General features: G+C 52.5%; 17 protein-coding genes. 6 read left to right on the forward strand and 11 right to left on the reverse strand.

The window, feature by feature from the left end:
* Nucleotides 1-47: 47 nt before the first annotated feature.
* Both Q399_RS0102635 and fadR read right to left on the reverse strand, forming a co-directional pair.
* Complete coding sequence (locus Q399_RS0102635) at nucleotides 48-2,297, reverse strand: aminotransferase class V-fold PLP-dependent enzyme (RefSeq protein WP_031565202.1); 2,250 nt, start codon at nucleotides 2,295-2,297, stop codon at nucleotides 48-50.
* A gap of 175 nt (nucleotides 2,298-2,472) precedes the next feature.
* Nucleotides 2,473-3,189 carry a fatty acid metabolism transcriptional regulator FadR gene (fadR, locus tag Q399_RS0102640; RefSeq protein WP_031565204.1) on the reverse strand — a complete coding sequence of 239 codons (717 nt, stop codon included), beginning with the start codon at nucleotides 3,187-3,189 and terminating at the stop codon, nucleotides 2,473-2,475.
* 184 nt (nucleotides 3,190-3,373) lie between these two features.
* Here fadR and dsbB point away from each other — a divergent pair, with 184 nt between their 5' ends.
* Nucleotides 3,374-3,907: a disulfide bond formation protein DsbB gene (dsbB, locus tag Q399_RS0102645; RefSeq protein ID WP_031565206.1), complete on the forward strand. Its 534-nt coding sequence runs from the start codon at nucleotides 3,374-3,376 to the stop codon at nucleotides 3,905-3,907.
* Nucleotides 3,908-3,976: 69 nt separating this feature from the next.
* Here dsbB and Q399_RS0102650 read toward each other — a convergent pair whose 3' ends face one another.
* From Q399_RS0102650 to Q399_RS0102660, 3 genes are all read right to left on the reverse strand, one after another.
* On the reverse strand, nucleotides 3,977-4,591 hold the full coding sequence (locus Q399_RS0102650; protein WP_031565208.1) for a BamJ family beta-barrel-assembly machinery protein: 615 nt from the start codon (nucleotides 4,589-4,591) through the stop codon (nucleotides 3,977-3,979).
* A gap of 90 nt (nucleotides 4,592-4,681) precedes the next feature.
* On the reverse strand, nucleotides 4,682-4,978 hold the full coding sequence (locus Q399_RS0102655) for a YfcL family protein (protein ID WP_051685687.1): 297 nt from the start codon (nucleotides 4,976-4,978) through the stop codon (nucleotides 4,682-4,684).
* Nucleotides 4,978-6,108: an ATP-NAD kinase family protein gene (locus tag Q399_RS0102660; RefSeq protein ID WP_031565212.1), complete on the reverse strand. Its 1,131-nt coding sequence runs from the start codon at nucleotides 6,106-6,108 to the stop codon at nucleotides 4,978-4,980. Before Q399_RS0102660 ends, Q399_RS0102655 begins: the two co-directional genes overlap by 1 nt.
* A 146-nt stretch (nucleotides 6,109-6,254) precedes the next feature.
* Here Q399_RS0102660 and Q399_RS0102670 point away from each other — a divergent pair, with 146 nt between their 5' ends.
* On the forward strand, nucleotides 6,255-7,715 hold the full coding sequence (locus tag Q399_RS0102670; protein WP_084164053.1) for a coniferyl aldehyde dehydrogenase: 1,461 nt from the start codon (nucleotides 6,255-6,257) through the stop codon (nucleotides 7,713-7,715).
* Here the strand turns inward: Q399_RS0102670 and Q399_RS0102675 are convergent.
* The 3 genes from Q399_RS0102675 to prmB all read right to left on the reverse strand — a co-directional run bounded on the left by Q399_RS0102675 (nucleotide 7,629) and on the right by prmB (nucleotide 10,980).
* Nucleotides 7,629-8,810: an MFS transporter gene (locus Q399_RS0102675; protein ID WP_031565217.1), complete on the reverse strand. Its 1,182-nt coding sequence runs from the start codon at nucleotides 8,808-8,810 to the stop codon at nucleotides 7,629-7,631. The two genes, Q399_RS0102670 and Q399_RS0102675, sit on opposite strands and share 87 nt — an antisense overlap.
* 103 nt (nucleotides 8,811-8,913) lie before the next feature.
* Entirely contained in the window at nucleotides 8,914-10,026 is a 1,113-nt protein-coding gene (gene aroC, locus Q399_RS0102680; RefSeq protein ID WP_031565220.1) for a chorismate synthase, read from the reverse strand.
* A 3-nt stretch (nucleotides 10,027-10,029) separates the two neighbouring features.
* A complete protein-coding gene (prmB, locus tag Q399_RS0102685; RefSeq protein ID WP_031565222.1) occupies nucleotides 10,030-10,980 on the reverse strand; it encodes a 50S ribosomal protein L3 N(5)-glutamine methyltransferase in 951 nt (316 codons plus the stop codon).
* A gap of 34 nt (nucleotides 10,981-11,014) precedes the next feature.
* On the opposite strand from prmB, the gene smrB reads away from it, so the two are divergent.
* Entirely contained in the window at nucleotides 11,015-11,545 is a 531-nt protein-coding gene (gene smrB, locus Q399_RS0102690) for an endonuclease SmrB (RefSeq protein ID WP_031565225.1), read from the forward strand.
* Here smrB and sixA read toward each other — a convergent pair whose 3' ends face one another.
* A complete protein-coding gene (gene sixA, locus Q399_RS0102695) occupies nucleotides 11,546-12,034 on the reverse strand; it encodes a phosphohistidine phosphatase SixA (protein WP_031565228.1) in 489 nt (162 codons plus the stop codon).
* A gap of 172 nt (nucleotides 12,035-12,206) precedes the next feature.
* Here sixA and Q399_RS0102700 point away from each other — a divergent pair, with 172 nt between their 5' ends.
* Both Q399_RS0102700 and Q399_RS0102705 read left to right on the forward strand, forming a co-directional pair.
* Nucleotides 12,207-14,981, forward strand: a complete 2,775-nt coding sequence (locus Q399_RS0102700) for an insulinase family protein (RefSeq protein ID WP_031565230.1) — start codon at nucleotides 12,207-12,209, stop codon at nucleotides 14,979-14,981.
* A gap of 97 nt (nucleotides 14,982-15,078) precedes the next feature.
* A complete protein-coding gene (locus Q399_RS0102705) occupies nucleotides 15,079-17,286 on the forward strand; it encodes a putative bifunctional diguanylate cyclase/phosphodiesterase (protein ID WP_245612809.1) in 2,208 nt (735 codons plus the stop codon).
* Between the two features lie 149 nt (nucleotides 17,287-17,435).
* Here Q399_RS0102705 and Q399_RS22050 read toward each other — a convergent pair whose 3' ends face one another.
* Complete coding sequence (locus Q399_RS22050) at nucleotides 17,436-17,594, reverse strand: hypothetical protein (RefSeq protein ID WP_157836211.1); 159 nt, start codon at nucleotides 17,592-17,594, stop codon at nucleotides 17,436-17,438.
* A gap of 39 nt (nucleotides 17,595-17,633) precedes the next feature.
* Nucleotides 17,634-17,981, reverse strand: coding sequence for a MaoP family protein (locus tag Q399_RS0102715; RefSeq protein ID WP_031565234.1), 348 nt, complete (start codon nucleotides 17,979-17,981; stop codon nucleotides 17,634-17,636).
* A 129-nt stretch (nucleotides 17,982-18,110) separates the two neighbouring features.
* On the opposite strand from Q399_RS0102715, the gene Q399_RS22510 reads away from it, so the two are divergent.
* Nucleotides 18,111-18,887: a LysR family transcriptional regulator gene (locus Q399_RS22510; protein WP_051685688.1), complete on the forward strand. Its 777-nt coding sequence runs from the start codon at nucleotides 18,111-18,113 to the stop codon at nucleotides 18,885-18,887.
* The last annotated feature ends 16 nt before the right edge of the window (nucleotides 18,888-18,903 follow it).

Below are 18,903 nucleotides of genomic sequence, written 5' to 3' on the forward strand. Positions count from 1 at the left end.
ACAATGAACCCCGCAGCTGCGGGGTTTATTTTTGCGGCAAGGCCAATTTAACTTAGCAGCGCCACGCCACCTTTGAGGTTATAAACCTGGTCAAATCCCAGCCGGTTTAAGATCTTCGCTGCCAGCAAACTGCGGTTGCCTGAACGGCACACCAGCAGTAACTGCTGTGATGGTTCAATGGCTCCACTCATCAATGCCCAGGCCAGCTGTGACAAAGGCCAGTGTTGCACTTTCGCACCTGTCGGTAGCAGCGGTTCAATTTCACCAGCGATCTGTTCATGCGGCTCCCGCACGTCGACGATCTGTAACTGCGGATACTGGCGAAGTAACGCCGCGATGTCAGCAGGACCGATCAGCGCTTTGGCATCGGAATAACTGACTTCAACAATGCCACACTGATATTGCTGCTGTTGCTGTAACTGCTGACTTTGCTCAGCCAGTTTGTCGCGCCAGGTCGAAGATAAGCCACCCGCTTGCAGCACTGCTGTGATCTCCGGATTTTCGGCGGTCATTAAACGCCAGGTGGTGAAAAACCGTTGGGCATAGTCATGGCTGCTCAGTAACAGAGTGTCGGCGGCCAGCACTTTTCCTAATTGTGTCAGGCTTTGCACAAATGCCTGACTGTCAGAGCCGGTTAAGTCCAGCCGGCCAAAACCACCCGGCAGCACTAGATCACCGACAAAAGCCGCCAGCAGCTGCTGGCCACGGTATAACAGGAAACTGTGGCTGTCCGCGCTATGCCCGGGCGTTGCCAGCGTTTGCAGCACAAAAGCACCGACTTTGAGTTCAGCCACTGCAGGCCAGCCATTGTCATCAATCGCGACTGGCTGATGCATGCCGAGGGCATTGAGGAAATCGACCCGCACTGACGGATGATCCTGATGCTGGTGAGTTTCCAGCACCGCCTTCAGCTGCAGCCCCTGCCCCTGTACCAGCTGCACCAATCGATTCATCAGCGGCTCTACCGGGTCAATTACCACTGCTTCGCGGCTTTGTGGGCAAACCAGCAAATAGCTGCATAAATCTTCATACTTCAGCTGCGTCAGACCGGCTAGTGGCGGCGCCATTGAGTGCTGCGCGTCGTTGAGTACCAGACAGCAATTGCGCACCACCGGCACCAGCCGGCGAATGGCTCTGCAGGCGGCGTCAATTTCGGCCGCAGACATCGCCGGACCAAAGGACAATCGCACCGCCCCCTGACTGCGCCATTCTTCGAGCCCCATCGCATCGAGCACAAAACTACCGCTGGCTTTGGAACTACAGGCAGAGCCGGCACTAACACGAATATTACCGGCATCAAACAAATCGAGTATATCTTTGCTGAGAAATCCCGGCACCGAGAAATTGATGGTGGTCGGCACAATATAAGGCGCGTCACTATTCAGCACTAACTGTGGGAACAGCTCGGTCAGCGCGGCCAATAACTGCTGACGGTACGACCATAACGTGTCGACACTATGAAACACTGAACCGGCAGGTTTGAGTAATTCGGTGAAAATCGCATGCAGTGCTGCGATGCCGGGTAAGTTTTCAGTGCCGGAACGTAAACCACTTTCCTGGCCTCCACCGGCGATAAATGGCTGATAAGGCGCACCTTCGCGCACGTATAAAAAGCCTATGCCTTTGGGTGCGTAAAGTTTATGACCGCTAAAGGGCGCGTAATCAATGCTGCTGTTGGCAATATCGAGCGACATTTTGCCAAGCGCCTGTACACAATCAACCATCCAGCGCACGCTGGGATTGACCTTGCGGATCAGCGTTTCCAACTTTGCTAAATCCTGCTTGACGCCGGTTTCATTATTGGCGGCCATAGTACAAATCAGCGCCGCTTGAGGCAGCAGTTCAGTCATTACCTGTTCGTTCAGAATACCATGTTGGTCGACCGGAATAGCTTTGATAGTAGCACCAAGCTGAAGGACCTGATTCCAGTGTTTCAGGCTTTCCGGTACCGCCTTGTGTTCGGTCGCGCCATATAACAACAAGGTTTGCGGACCGGTTTGACCGCGGCTGCGCGCGTCAAGCAATGCCGAAACAATCGAAGTCTGGATACCTTCGGTTGCACCTGAGGTGAATACTATTTGCCCCCGGCTCGCACCAATGACTTGTCGCGCCAGCTGTCGGGTTAATTCCAGTTCGACTTTGGCTTTAATTCCGGTGCTGTGGCTGCTACTCGGGTTGCCAAAACAGGTTTGCATATGGTGCAACACTGCTGCTGCGGCGCATGGCAACACAGCTGTAGTGGCATTGTTGTCCAGATAGACTTCCGCCGGGCAACGGTCATTGCGGGATTGAAACATGATGCAGCCTATTTATAACCAAATGGAATATCTTATATTCTATAATGATATGAAGATCAGTCTGCTCTGACAAGTCATTATTGACGGCCGCATCGCAAAACGCGAATCAACGGCAGGCTTCGGCTTTAGTTGATAAAACTAAAAAAAAACGCCGCGATTAAGCGGCGTCTAAAGTTTATTCAACCAGATCTTTTGGGATATCCGGCCGTAACTCCGACCAGACTTTGCCAGACTCTTTACCGTATTTGCGCACCGCCATCACGACTTCATCATGTTTGCCGGCTTCAGCGTAGAGTTTCAATTGGTGGTAATAACGACGTGCCAGTTCGCGGGATTCCGGCTGCGAAAAATAAAAAGTGGCGATTTTACGGTACAGACCACGGAAACCATTGAGGATCAGCACATAAATGCGGTTGGCTGAATGCAGCGCCAGTTCATGGTTTAAGTTGTAGTCAAAATCAGCGAATGCTTCTGGCGTGTCTTCCAGACGTTCAGCACCGGCGAAGGCGGAGATCGCTTCTGCCTGATGATTTTTGATAGCGCCGCGGATATAAATGGCGCTGATGTTGGTGCGGGCAGATAACAGTTCGTCAACCAGCTCCGGCATGCGTTCTTCATCTAAACGGGCCAGAGTTTCCAGAATGTTTAATCCTGAAGTTTCCCAGAAATTGTTCACGCGGGTCGGTTTACCGTGCTGAATGGTCAGCCAGCCATCGCGGGCCAGGCGCTGCAACACTTCACGCAAGGTAGTCCGGGTAACCCCAATCAGCTCAGACAGCTCACGCTCAGCGGGTAAGATAGAGCCTGGCGCAAATTTGCCGTTCCAAATCGATTCGACGATATATTCTTCAGCGAAGCCTGCAGGGCTCTGAGCTTTGATCAGGTTTGTCATCCGGATTTGTCCGTTGTAGTTGTAATGAATGGTAAATTTGGCACTGATTGTACCAGACGCCATTCAGTTAACAAGCCATGTGCGGAAAATTGCGGCGCAGTGGGAGCCAGCGGTAGTTGTGTAAAAATTTAATTTGGCTTAGATTGTGCGCTGGAAATAAGTCCTTCTTGATAAAGGAAATCAGATGTTTGCCGCTGTTTCACGCTTGCCTTTTAAAGCCTGGCCCTGGCTACTGATGTCAGCACTGGCTGGCGCTTTATTGATTGCCGCCTTGTATTTTCAATACATCATGGGGCTGGCGCCTTGCATGATGTGCGTGTACCAGCGCTTTGCGATTTGCGGTATTTTACTCAGTGGCTTAGTCGGTGCTTTTGGTTGTCAGCAAGCATTGCTGCGGTGGCTGGCTTATATAGGTTGGCTTGTCAGCAGTGGTTGGGGCTTAAAAATTGCCCATGACCAGGTGTTAGAAGAACAATTAGTCCAGAGCGGCGGCTTCTCCAGTTGCGGCATTTTCCCGGATTTTCCGGCCTGGTTACCGTTACACGAATGGATCCCGGCGCTGTTTAAACCTACCGGTATGTGTGGCGAAGTGGTTTGGACTTTCCTTGGCTATTCGATGCCATTCTGGATGCGGATCACCTTCGCGCTGTTCTTCATTGCTGGTTTAGTGGTAATTGCCAGCCAGCTGAAGAAACACAAATACAATCCTTACGACTAAACACCGGATTTGGATATAAAAAAACCGCCATCCGGCGGTTTTTTTATGACGAAATATCCCGTCAAAATCTTACAGGATATCCAGTAATTCCACGTCGAAAATCAACGCGCTGTATGGCTTGATAGCACCACCAGCGCCCCGCTCGCCATAGGCCAGATTGTGCGGGATATACAAACGGTACTTCGCACCTACCGGCATCAGTTGCAGTGCTTCAGTCCAGCCAGCGATCACGCCTGACACCGGGAACTCTGCCGGCTGACCGCGGTTATATGAACTGTCAAACACAGTGCCGTCAATGAGCGTGCCGTGGTAATGCGTACGAACTTTATCAGCACGGCTTGGTTTTGCACCTGAGCCGGCAGTCAACACTTCATATTGCAGACCTGATTCAGTCACAGTGACGCCAGCTTTTTTCGCATTTTCAGCGAGGAACGCTTCGCCCGCTGCTGCAGCTAACTGCGCCTTGGCAGCTTCAGCTTCCTGCATCCGGCCGCTGATCACCTGAAAAGCTGAGCGGATCTGGTCTTCACTGACTTCAGGCTCGTCACCATAAAAAGCAGCTGCCAAACCTGCCGCTACAGCGGCGATATCCAGACCATCAAACGGATTGTCGGCAAGTTGTTGACCCATTTGCAGGCCAATGCCATAACTGGCGTGTTGTTCTAACGTAGTCAGATTCGACATAAAGTTCACTTTTAGTTGAGGCGCACAGTCAGTGCAATGACGCTGTACGCAGGGTTCGGGCAGCGAACTGCCAAAAGTTGTTATGCTAGCTTAAACCGCCAGGCTTGTCTTGCCTGCCAGAGCAAGCGCTGACCAGATCTGCCGTACCAAAGCGGCATCAGTGTCATTCAGTTCGCCGCCCTCTATTGCCTGCACCAGGCTTTGATCTACTGCCTCAATCAGCTGCTGCTCAGTAAAAGGTTGCTCTTCGACCAAAAAACGACCGGCAGCGAGGTCAAGATGCCCTCTCAAATAGCCTTGGGCAAACAATTCGTCATCGCTGGCAGTAGCGACTGCAGTGTCAAAAAAGTCCGCGCAGTGGCGGATAAAATCCTGTGCTTGTTGCATTAGTCTTCGGCCCCCAGCCGGTACATCACATAATCGTTATAACCACACAAAATACGCAGCATGCCACTGAGTTCCTGGTCCAGTTCAGGGTCACCACTGTCACTGATCAGCGGCCGCCCGTCTAAGGCCTGAATTTTGCTCTTAGTGGCAAGCAAATGAATATTATGGCGGCCGATGGCGCGGATCACCGCCGGAGATAACTGTTGGTTTCCGCGACCAAAGATGTGGCCCTGACCGCCAATTAACGTGATCACCAGCCGCGCAGGATGCTGCTGCACTAAATCCAGCAGCTGGGCGGCCGTAACGTCGGCGGCAATCACCTCGCCGTTTTCAACGACATCCACGCCCAATAAAGTATTCGGTAACCCCAGCTCCTGCATCACTGCCGCCACTGTGGTGCCAGAGCCCATCACATAACGCACATCCTCTTCCATCTGGCTGACAAAATACGCAGCGAGGTCATCCAAGACCAATGCTTCAGACTCTTTGCCAGCCGACTTCACGCTCTGCACATACCGCAGCGCCGTTGGGATCTGCATCTCGCCATAACGTTTGGCCCGCACAGTGCCCTGACGAAACGCCACTTCGTCGATATCCATCACCAGTGCTTCCTGCACAGAGATGAGCTCACCGCGCACCATCTGCGCCACGACTTTGCCGGCGGCCGCCGGGGTGATGGCATAGACGCCGGAATGAATTTTACAGCCGGCCGGAATACCCAGCACTGTCACCTTGTCGCCAACGGCACTGCAGATATTGCGCGCGGTACCATCACCACCGGCAAACAACAACAAATCAATACCGGCTGCGGCCAGCTGCTGTGCGGCGCGCTCACTGTCCTCAGCGGTCGAAGGCTGCTGCGCCGCCTGGCAAATCACTTCGGTGTTAAAACCTAAAGTGCGGGCAATATCTTCGCCCATAGCACAGGCGACTGTGCGGACCACAATCTGTGTCTGCCAGGGAATCAGTTCAAGTAGCGCCTGCTGTGCGCGCTGCTGCGCCATCGGCACGGCGCCAAGCGCCAGTGCCTGCTCCGCAACGCCATCGCTCCCTTTGAGGCCAACTGCACCGCCAAGCCCGGCATAGGGATTGATGATAAGACCAAGACGAAACATAGCTGAGGTACTCATTGCTCACTCCAAACTGCAAGCGGTACATGGGCCGGAAAAAACGCGGCATTGTAACTGGCCCGTCACAGCTTGCCCAGCATCTGATTGAACTTGTCGGCGTGCTCCAGTAGATTAGAGGCATCTCTAAGTTGGCCGGACCAGTCACAATGTCGCTTGAAACGCAGTTTGCTCAGTTACGAAAAGATTTTTTCCGCAATCCTTTACCCGGCGTCAACCAACGCAAGGCCTCGCTCAAGGCGTTGCGCCAGCAACTTTTATCCATGCAGGCTGAGCTGTATCAGGCCGCTGCAACAGACTTCGGCCAGCGCTCGGCGTCCGAAACGCGACTACTTGAAGTACTGCCCAGTATCAACAGCATCGATTACAGCCTGCGCCGGGTCAAAGGCTGGATGAAACCGCAGAAACGCCACGTCAGCCCGCTGTTTTGGCCGGCAAGTAATCAGGTGGAATATCAGCCGCTTGGTGTGGTTGGCATCATAGTCCCCTGGAACTATCCGATTTTTCTGGCACTGGGGCCTTTAGTCGCCGCTATCAGTGCCGGCAATAAAGTGATGCTGAAACTGTCGGAATTCACGCCGGCCATTAATCAGGTGTTAAAACAGCTGATTGAAAAAGCCTTGCCGGATTGCGCGCTGGTGATTGAAGGCGAAGCAGATGTCGCGGCCGCATTCAGCAAGCTGCCGTTTGATCATCTGCTGTTTACCGGCTCCACAGCGGTCGGCCGCCACGTGATGCAGGCGGCTGCGCAAAACCTGACACCAGTGACGCTGGAACTGGGCGGTAAATCTCCGGTGTTGTTTGGGCCAGACTTACACCTGAACGACTATGCCGACCGCATCATCTTCGGCAAATGCGCCAATGGTGGCCAGACCTGCGTCGCACCGGATTATCTGTTGGTACCGGCCGGCAAAGAACAACGCGCAGCCGAAAAGCTTAAAGCGCATTATCAGCAGATGTTTCCGCAAGGTCGGTTGAGCCAGGACTGGACTTCTGTCATCAATCCTCGACAGTGGCAACGCCTGCAACAAGGTTTGCAACAGGCAGCTGCTGCCGGCGCTCAAGTCATCTCCTGTGGTGACGCTGTGGACGTGAGCGACCCGCTGCGCCGGATGGATTTACATTTGGTGCTGGGTGCCCCGCTTGACTGCGAGCTGTGGCAACAGGAAATTTTTGGCCCTGTGTTGCCGATTTACGGCTACCGCAGTACCAAAGAAGCCATCGAATTTGTTCAGGCACGGCCGCGGCCACTGGCCTTTTACCTGTTCAGCAACGACAAAGAACTGCAACAACGCTGTCGCGAGCAGATCCACGCCGGTGGCCTTTGTATCAATGACACCCTGGTGCATGTCGGGCAAGATGATTTGCCATTTGGCGGCGTCGGTCCATCAGGTATGGGTCACTATCATGGCAAAGAGGGTTTTTTAACTTTCAGTCACGCCAAAGCGGTACACCGCAAAGGCCGTTTCTCCAGTGGCATATTTGGTTATCCGCATATGCGCAGCCGTCTACTCGATAAAGTGTTAGATCTTTGGCTGGGTTACCGCATCACTGACGCCAATAGGCCGGATGACACGCGGCAAGCCCTGCACCAGCGCGAAGGCAACTAAACAGGCCACGGCAGCCCAGCTGAAACTGAGCTGGCTGCCGGCGCCGTCCTGCCAGGTCCAGCCAGCGATATAAGCACCCAAAGCGCCACCGCCACCATAAATCAAACCGGCATACAGTGCCTGACCGCGGCCACGCTGTGCCGGAGGGAAAAACTGCTGAATAAACTGCATAGCGCAACTATGCGCTACGGCAAAACTAAAGGCATGTAACAACATTGATGCTGCCAGTATCCATGGCTCCTGACCAAACCAACCTACCACCGCCCAGCGCAGCGCTGTCAACAGATAACAAAGCCCCAACAGCACACTGTAACTGCGCTGGCCCAAAATCTTGCCGGCATAATAAAAAGCGACAATTTCAGCCGCCACTGCTAAAGCAATCAGCAGCCCTGACGCAGTGCCGCTATAGCCTAAATCCCGGCAGTACAAGGTAAAAAAGCCATAAAAAGGCGCAAAGCTCAGCTGTAGCAAAAATGCCGCCAGCATGAAAAGCACAAAAGGCCGGTGTACCCACAGAGTACGAAACTTGATGGCAATTTCCGCTGGCGCCGCCTTTAGCGAAAAGGCCGGCAGTTGCCACAGTGCCAGCAGCATCAGTAGTAAAAACAACAAAGCGCCGCCGGGTAAAAAACCTGGGCCTAATTGTTCCAGCGCCATGCCGCTGCCAACCACCAATAAAATGTAACCAACACTGCCCGCTGAGCGCACTTTGCTGTACCGGCCGGTATCATTGTTCAGATAAAAAAATGCAGCAGATTCAAGCTGCGGCAAAATCGCTGTCCAGCACAGACTGTAAAGCACCAGCCCAAGTAGCAGCAGACTATAACCGGCGTCGATAAATGTACTGCACCAACCAAGCGCAGCCAGAACAGCTCCCAGACGCATCACCCCCACCGGATCGCCGCGCCTCGCGGCCAGCAGGCTCCACAGATTGGGCCCAACTATGCGCATCGCCGTGACAATCGCCAGCAGCGTACCTATTTGCTGCGAATTGAGGCCCCGGTGGTCGAGGAAAATACCGATGTAAGGCACGAACACACCTAACACAGCGAAATACGCCAGATAAGCCAGGCTCAGACTTTGAGTGGGTTGCATAGAGATCCCGGGGAAAACAAAAAAGCAACGCGACAAAGCGCGATAAAAAACAACGGCTGATTCTTCAGCCGTTGTCATTAACCAAGTTCAGCCGGCCAAATTATCAGATGTCTTGTTGACGGCTAATCGCCGCGATATCCGGCGTACTGACCTGCACCTGATGATTCTGCGCATGATGGCGCAGGAAATGGTCCATCAGCACAATCGCCAGCATCGCTTCGGCAATTGGTACCGCGCGGATCCCCACACAAGGGTCGTGCCGGCCTTTAGTCACCAGCTCGACGGGCTCGCCGCTGGTATTGATGCTCTGACCCGGGATACTGATACTCGACGTTGGCTTTAACGCCATGCTGACGCGGATGTCCTGACCCGAGGAAATTCCGCCCAGAATACCGCCGGCATGGTTGGCAGTAAAACCTTGCGGCGTCAGCGCATCGCGGTGGGTCGAACCTTGCTGTTCCACCACCGCAAAACCATCACCAATTTCTACTGCTTTGACCGCATTAATGCTCATCATCGCATGCGCGATATCGGCATCGAGCCGGTCAAACACCGGCTCGCCCCAACCCACCGGCACATTGCTGGCCACCACATTGACGCGCGCGCCGACAGAATCGCCGGATTTTTTCAAATCACGCATGAAAGTATCCAGCGCCTCGATTTTGTCCGGATCCGGGCAAAAGAAATCGTTTTGCTCCACTTGCGACCAGTCGAGTTTTTCGGCTTTGACTGGCCCAAGCTGCGCCAAATAACCACGCACTTCGATACCAAAACGTTGTTTCAGATATTGTTTGGCAATAGCACCTGCTGCCACCCGCACTGCGGTCTCGCGCGCCGATGAGCGGCCACCGCCACGATAATCACGGATGCCGTATTTATGGTGATAGGTGTAATCAGCATGACCCGGGCGGAATAAATCTTTGATATTGGAGTAATCCTGCGAGCGCTGATCGGTGTTTTCAATCAGCAAACCGATCGATGCGCCTGTGGTCACGCCTTCGAATACGCCGGATAACAACTTCACCACGTCATCTTCCCGTCGCTGCGTGGTATACCGCGACGTACCGGGTTTACGCCGGTCCAGATCGTGTTGAATAGCGTCCAAATCCAGTTTTAAACCCGGCGGGCAGCCATCAACAATACCGCCGATCGCCGGGCCATGGCTTTCGCCAAAAGTGGTTAAACGGAACAATTCACCAATGCTATTGCCGGCCATGGCTTACTCCTGAAAAAAGGCCTGATACTGCTTTAACTGGGCTTTGGTCAGGGCAAACACACCGTGACCACCATGTTCAAACTCAATCCAGTCAAAAGGAACCTGTGGGAAACGTTCGGACAGTGCCACCATGCTGTTGCCCACTTCACAAATCAGCACGCCGTCATCATTCAGATGCGCTGCCGCTCCGGCCAGAATGCGTAGGGTCAGTTCCAGCCCGTCTTCGCCGGACGCCAACCCAAGTTCTGGCTCGTGACGGAATTCATCCGGTAAATCGGCCATATCTTCAGCATCGACATAAGGCGGATTGGTGACAATCAAGTCATAGGTCTGGCCCGGAATGGCGTCATAGCCATCAGACAGAATTGGGAAAACCCGCTGATACAAACCGTGCTGGTCAATATTGATGTCCGCGACTGTCAACGCATCTTCGCTGATATCAATGGCGTCGACTTCTGCCTCGGGCAGATAGTGCGCACAGGCAATAGCGATACAGCCAGAACCGGTGCATAAATCCAGAATACGCGACGGTGGATTCTGCGGGAACCAACGGGAAAATTGTTGTTTGATCAGTTCACCAATCGGCGAGCGCGGCACCAGCACCCGTTCGTCGACATAAAAAGGCAAATCGGCAAAATAAGCGTGATGGGTCAGATAAGCCGCAGGAATACGCTGTTCAATGCGCTGTTGCAACAAGGCGGCAAACTGGCGTTTTTCACTGCGGGTCAGCCGGGTGGTTAACAACACGGGGTCCGCGATATGGGTCATGTGCAGCGTGAAGGCCATCAACAGGCCGGCTTCATCCCATGGATTGTCGGTACCATGGCCGAAATAAAGGTCAGCGGCGTTGAATTGGCTGACCGCAAAACGCAGCCAGTCGTGAATACTGTGTAAATCGGCTACGGCTTCGTCGATTAATTCCGCGGTCAGCGGAGAAGTTTGTGCTTCAGTCATTTCTTTCAGTGTGCTCATTGGATAGACTTGCGCCATGCGAAAGACACCGCCTTTAACCGACCAGGATATTCAGCTGTTCCGTGATGCGATCTCGGGTGCCCGCCCTATGGCGCAGGACAAGATAACGCTGACCCCGCCACGCAGCAAGAAAAAATCTGCCATCAAGACGTCTGAAAGTCAGCCGGCCGCCAGTTTATTCTATTTTTCTGATCAATACGAAGGTTATCAGTTCGACGGCGGTACAGTCAGTTATGTCCAACCCGGCGAAGACCTGCATTTGGCCAAAAATTTAAAACGCGGTGAGTTTCAGCCCGGCGTCGTACTGGACTTACATGGCCTTAGTCAACAGGATGCCAAACATGAACTGGCGGGGTTATTGGATTATTGCCAACGCGAACATTTTAATTGTGCTTGCGTGGTGCATGGCAAAGGCAGTGGATTGCTGGCGCGCAAAGTACCGAACTGGCTGATCCAGCACCCGAATGTGCGCGCCTTTCACACCGCCCCCACCCACTGGGGCCGCGACGGCGCTTTGCTGGTGTTACTGAAAACGCCAGACAAATAATCAGGTACTGATCAGCTGCAAATCAGCCGGGGCGATTTTTTCCAGCAGAACTCCCTGACCACCCGGCGCGTATTCAATACAAGCCAAAGCTGCGGTATCAAAAATCGGCGTGTTGCCGCTACGGGTAAAAGTCTCGACTAAAAAGCTGACCAATGGCATGTGCGAGACTAACAAAATTCTGGCGCCTGGGTTTTGTTCCAGCAGCGCGTCGACATAGAGCTGCACCTGATGGCTGTCACCGTCCGGCACCAGTTCAGGCAATGTCTGTAATTGTGTCGCAGGCCCCTGTTGTGCCAACATCAACCCCGCAGTTTGCTGGGTGCGGACATAAGGACTTGCCAGAATATAATCGAAATGGGCATAAACTTTCGTCAGCCACATCGCCATTTGACTGACTTCGGCATCCCCGCGGGCATTCAGTTGCCGTTGACTATCCTGACTGCTTTGCGCCACCGCTTCGCCGTGCCGCATGATAACCAGATTGACCATTATGTACACCATCAACAACTTCGCGCCCAACGCGAAAAGAGTGCGCTATGATAATGAAAGATCTTTGCCACAGTAACTGATAATAAAGCATAGATTTTATTCTTTATATTCCTTAATCGTATGATGAGCTGCAGTGAAACTCGTCGCATTTTGCCTGACAATGAGGCCTGATTTGAAAAAAACTCAACTCGTACAAAGCCCTGCCGACCATCGCCATTATCAGGCTCTGACACTTAACAATGGTTTGCGGGTGCTGCTAGTCGAACAAACGGACGCAGAAAAAAGCGCAGCGGCGATGTCGGTCAACGTCGGGCATTTTGACGACCCGGCCGATCGTGAAGGTCTGGCCCATTTCCTCGAGCATCTGGTGTTTCTTGGCTCAGTGAAGTTTCCGCAAGCCGGTGACTATGCGCAATTTATCAGCAGCCACGGCGGCAGTCACAACGCCTGGACCGGCACCGAACACAGCTGTTTTTATTTCGATATTGAAGATAATGCCTTTGCCGATGGACTGGAACGTTTTGCCGACATGCTGGGTGCTCCGCTGTTTGCCGAAGAGTCGGTACAAAAAGAACGGCAGGCGATTGAAGCCGAGTTTTCGATGAAACTCAAAGATGATGGCCGGCGCATTTATCAGGCACACAAAGAAACCATCAATCCGGCACATCCCTTTGCCAAATTTTCGGTCGGCAATCTGCAAACGCTGGATGATCGGCCCCATCAAAGTGCGCGCGATGCGGTCCGGCAGTTTTATCAACAGCAATACTCCGCCAGCCGGATGTGCCTGGTGTTGGTGTCTGCGTTACCGCTGGCGCGCCAACAGCAGCTGGCCGAGCAGTATTTTATGCAGCTCCCGTCGCACCTGCCGGCAAAAACCGCCTTAACCACACCGTTGTATCAGGCTGAACATCTCGGCATCCAGCTCAACATTCAGCCGCATAAACCAACCCAACGCCTGGTGCTGAGTTTTGCGCTTCCAGACATTCAGCCCTGGTATCCGTATAAAGTGGTCAGTTTTCTCGCCCATCTGATTGGCGATGAAGGGCCTGGCTCGTTATTAAGCGGCCTCAAACAACAAGGGCTGGTGAACGCACTGAGCGCTGGCGGCGGCATCGACGGCAGTAACTATAAAGATTTCACACTGGCTTTTGAGCTGACTCACGCGGGTATGGCGCAGCGCGATTTCATTCTGCAAAGTTGTTTTGCTTATTTTGCCCTGCTGCGCAAAGAAGCCTTCCCACTTTATTTGTTCCAGGAGCGCCAACGCCTGATCCAGTGGAGTTTTACTTATCAGGAACCGCGCGCCAGCCTGCAACTGGCCAGTGATTTGGCGATTAACCTGCAACATTATCCGGAACATGACTACATCTTTGGCGACTACCGCATGGAAACGCCGTCCGAATCGCTGTACCGCCAGCTGCTGAGTTATTTCCGCGCCGATAACTTGCGGGTCATGCTGATAGCGCCGGAAGTCACTGCCAGCCGTCAGGCACGCTGGTATCACACACCATACAGTGTAGAACCGCTGGGGTCAGAACTGCTGGCAAGTCTGGCGGAGCAGCAACCGATGCCGGGATATCGGTTGCCGGAGCCCAATCCCTACCTGGTTGGACAATTGCAACTGATACCATTGAATGCACATCAACAGCAGCCGGAGCATTTGGTCAACACCGAACATTTATCGCTGTGGTTTAAAGCTGATACCGATTTTCATTCGCCCAAAGGCCATATTTTTGTCCAGCTGACGTTACCGAACACCGTACAGGACCTGACACAACTGGCGCTGACCAAATTATGGCTGGAGTTATTTCTCGACCGGATCAATGAACAATTCTACCCGGCAACCACTGCCGGGCTCAGCTACAACCTCTACGTGCAGCAACACGGCCTGACGCTGCACAGCAGTGGTTTGTCAGCCAACCAAATCGCTTTGCTGCAGGATTTACTCAATGAACTGACCGATCTGCAGTTCAGCGAGCAGCGCTTTACCGAATTGCAGTTCCAGCTGGTGCGGCACTGGCGCAGTCAAATCAGTGGTAAACCTATCAGCCAGTTATTCAGCCAGTTGTCGACACTGCTGCAGCCATTAAATCCTGATACACAGCAGCTGGCACAGCTGTTGGAACAAACTGATTTCGCGGCCTTCAACCAATTTAGCGCCTCAGCACTGCAAAAAGTGCATATTGATGCCCTGATGATTGGTAACTGGCACAAAACCGACGCCCATTTGCTGGAGCGCATGTTAACGCAGTGGCAACAGCAGCTTGATACACCAGGCCAACGTCTGCCACGGCAGAGTTTCTCCGTACAGGGCAGCGGCCCGGTCTGGCTGCAGCAGCAGCTGACGCATGACGATCAGGCGCTGGTGATCTATCTGCCGGCCAAGGATCGCAGCGCAGCCGCCATGGCCAAATTTATGCTGGCCAATCATTTGATTTCGCCAGAGTATTTTCATGCACTGCGCACCGAACAACAACTGGGTTATCTGGTCGGGACCGGTTATGTGCCGATGAATTTAAAACCGGGCATGGCATTTTATGTGCAGTCGCCAAAAACTGTGGCTGCCGATTTATATTATGCGACAGTGATTTTCTACCGTAAGTTTCTCGAAGAACTGCCGGAAATTCCGGCGGACGATTTTAGCCAAATCAAATCAAGCCTTATCGCGCAAATCCGTGAGCGTGACACCAGCCTCGCCAGCCGGGCGAAGCGGCTGTGGCTGGCTATTGGTCAGGGCGATTATCAATGCTCGTTGTCGCAGCGCATACAGGATGAGCTGGAAGCGCTGTCGCTGCAGGATTTCTGCAATTTCTGTTATGAATTGCTTGCTCCGGATTATGATGCGATTTTCATGGCAACCGGGCCGGCACCCGAGCATAGCCTGATGCGCAGTATGACCACGGCGGAACTGGCGTCACAGCTGGATTTGCAGACAGATTGGCTTTGACAGCTCCGGATAATTTCTATAAGTTAGCCAAAAGCCCCAAAAGCTGCGTAGATGTGTGAAAAATAATAAGAAATACATAAATTCCCGGCACTTACTGTTGCCGGCTTTATTAAGCATGCCGGCCAACGCGGTTGATTTCAACCATGCTATGCCTTATGTGTTGTCGTCGATATTGTTATTTTCATTTGGCGCGTTGTTGCTCGCGCATTTGTCGATCCTGAAAATGCGTCGTTATCAGAGCCGGCTGGAACAAAGTGAAGAGCGTCTGCGTTTATCTTTGTGGGGCAGCGGTGACGAACTGTGGGACTGGAACATCGCTTCCGGCAGTTTATACCGCTCCAGTTCCTGGCAACATCCGGTTGAACTGAAACCGGAGACGAATCAGTTTCCGCCAAACCGCGACCAAATCCATCCTCGTGATATTGAACGGGTCACCGAACAGCTGTATCAGCATCTTGCAGGTGAAACCCCATATTTTGAAGCCGCCTACCGTCTGCGCGCTTCTGATGGCGGCTGGGTCTGGGTACTGGACCGTGGCAAAGTGGTTTCCACAGATGCCGAGGGTGTCGCCACCCGGATGACCGGTACGCTGAAAAATATCCAGCTATTGAAACAAACTGAAGAGCGTCTGGAACTGTTTGCCCGCTGCCTGGAGAATATCTCCGACGCTGTGGTGATTTGTGATACCAATTTTATCGTACTGGAAGTCAACCATTCATTCAGCACTATCACCGGCAAAAGTCGTGATCAGGTGATTAAAAAGCCGTTTGATTTGTCGATGTACCCGAGTCGTTTTTTACAGGAGATCGGCCATGCGCTGCAGACCTGCGGCACCTGGCAGGGTGAAATTCAGGACCAGCGCATCAGTGGCGAGGTTTATCAGGCTGAGCTGAATTTTGACATAGTGCGGGACGATCACGGTGTTTTGACGCAGTACGTCGCCGTATTCTCAGATATTTCTGAACGGAAAAAACGCGAAGCGGAACTAAGTCGCCTGGCCAATTCCGATACCCTCACCGGCCTCCCCAACCGCGCGATGTTTTCAGCTGAACTGGGCCGGTTGGTCGACAGAGAAGTCAAACATGCCTTACTGGTGTTTGATTTAGATAACTTCAAAAAAATCAATGACTCATTAGGCCATCAGCTGGGTGACTCCCTGCTGATCAAGCTGGCGGAGCGTTTAAGTCAGCTGACCCGGCAGAAAGAACGTTTATACCGGCTCGGCGGCGATGAATTTGCCATCCTGCTGGAAAACACCAACGATATTCATACCATCACCACAATGGCAAAAGAGCTGATTAAACAAATCAATCTGCCATTTTTTATCAGCCAGCACGAACTTGCGGTCACCAGCAGTATTGGTATCGTTTTGTACCCGGAAGACGGTCGTGATCCGGAAGCTTTACTGCGTAACGCCGACACAGCGATGTACCATGCCAAAAACGACGGCGCCAATCGCTACCTGTTTTTTAATGACAGCATGAATAAACTCGCCGTCAAACGCTTGCAGCTGGAAAACCTGATCCGCCACGGCCTGAAAGAAGATTTTTTTACCGTCTATTACCAGCCCAAAATGGACATCCTCAGCGGCCAGCTGGTGGGGATGGAAGCGCTGGTCCGTTTTATCACGCCAAAACGCGGTCTGATTAGCCCCGCCTCTTTTATACCGGTATCTGAAGAAACAGGTCAGATTGTCGAGATTGGCGAAGTGGTGCTGCGTAAAGCTTGTCTCGATGTGAAACGCTGGATTGACCAGGGACTATTCCATGGCCGGGTTGCTGTCAACCTGTCAGTCAAACAGTTTATGTTGCCTTATCTTTGTGAACAGATTGACGATGTACTGCAACAAACTGAACTTCCCTCTTACCACCTGGAGCTGGAGATCACCGAAGGCACCGTCATGCAATCGCCGAAAATGGCGATAGATACGATGAAAAAACTGCGCGCCCGCGGCATTCATCTGGCGATGGACGACTTTGGTACCGGCTATTCGTCGCTGGCTTACTTAAAACAATTTCCGCTGAATACCCTGAAGATTGACAAAGCTTTTATCGACGATATGAATACCGCCCGTGGCCGCAATATGGTGGATACAATCGTCACTATCGCGCACAACCTCAGCCTGACGGTGGTGGCTGAAGGTGTGGAACAAGCAGAGCAACTGCAGCAACTGAAGCAACTGCGCTGTGAAATTATTCAGGGCTATTATTACAGTAAGCCATTATCTGCCGCCGATTTCACCCAGTTCCTGCTCGACCAGAAACAAAACAAACCACGGCTGGCTGCAGTGCCGGCGTCGCTGTAGCGGCAAAGTAACTCATAAAATGTCGCGAACACTCTGGTGCCTGCGACCTTCATCGGGTCGGCCTTAACGGCCTTAAATTTTTGCGTAAAAAAAGCGCCAATAAGCGCTTTTTTTAATCAACAGACTCATGATGTGTCGCGACACAGAGCTCAATCCCGTCGTGCATCAGGATCTATACCCTGCCGAATTTTTTCCATCCGTTCCTGGTGTTTTAACCACATGCTGAAACCGCCAATTGCGATACCAGCTAACGGAATTAAAAACACCAATACTGCCGGGTTTAATAAGCTTTGTATAATACCGTCCACAGCAAACTTCCTCTGTCGCGACCGGTGACTCCGGTTGTGTTAATCGTTGTCGGTTTCGACGTAAGAAAAGTCATCGCTGCCATCAGCAATACGCTTTTTGCCGAATACCGTGTGAAACTTGCGCTTTTCCTGCACCCGCTGTTTGTATTTCAGCCAGGCTTTCTCATAAACGGTTTCCGCTTCCGCTTCACCGCGCATAACCTGTAAAAAGCGTTGCTCTTCTTCGTTCACCGGCTGGCGCTGGCCTTCTTCCAGCTCCTGCATCGATGCCCCGTGCTTCTCCAGCAGATTACCCTCTGCTAAGGTGAAGCGTCCTGACCGGGTAAACCCTTTCGGGAAATTGCGGTCATCAAAAAAGCGACGTTTAGCCACAAAACTTTGCTGCATCACTTTTTTCCCCTGATCTCGTTGAATCTTAAGCTATCCCAATTAAACTGTGCGGAGTATGGTAAACAAAATTCCGCACGTAAAACAAATATTTTTTATCGTCACAAACAAAAATACTAAGGTCACTCTTTGGACACCGAACTGCTAAAAACCTTTCTCGAAGTGCAGAAAACCCGCCATTTTGGCAAAGCCGCCGAACACCTTTATCTGACTCAGTCTGCGGTCAGTTTCCGTATTCGGCAATTAGAACAGAGCCTTGGCGTTGCGCTGTTCAGCCGTCACCGCAATAACATTCAGCTGACCGAAGCCGGCGAACTGCTGCTGCCCCATGCGCAGGCCGTGATCAGCGCCCTGCAGGCTGCTAAAACACAATTACAGCAGCAAAGCAGCCTAGCACAGCGTCTGACCGTGGCAGTAGAACCGGGTTTGCAATTTCTGGCCGCAGAGTTGCTGGAGATGCTTGTCGTCAATGTGGAGACTGCTGTGCATTTGCAAGTCAGTGATGCGCAAGTGGCGCTGTACCGGCATGCCGATGTAATTTTAACGACCAGTGCTGACAAACCAGCAGAGCCTGGTTATCTGCAACAGCAATGGCGCAGCTTAAGCCTGTCAGCGGTTGGGCCGGTCGGAAATACCGCACAAGCGGAGGGACGGCTGGACTGGGCCGGTAAATTACCGCAATTATCAAAAGCTCCACTGGCTTTTTGCTGCAGCGACCCAAGATTGTTACGACAATGGCTGCTGCGCAGCAATGGCACCGCCTTTTTGCCGACGACCTTTAGTCAGGAATTATGTCAGTCCGGTTTGTATCAGTTGTTGGCTTTGCCAGAGCAACAAGTGTCAGTGCAGCTTTGGATTGCTGAAAATGCGCCGGTGCAATGGCAACCACCGGAAAAAACAAAATGACCCGTGCGATCTCTGC

Origin of the sequence: Rheinheimera texasensis DSM 17496 (assembly GCF_000711985.1) — a bacterium.
GTDB lineage: Bacteria > Pseudomonadota > Gammaproteobacteria > Enterobacterales > Alteromonadaceae > Pararheinheimera > Pararheinheimera texasensis.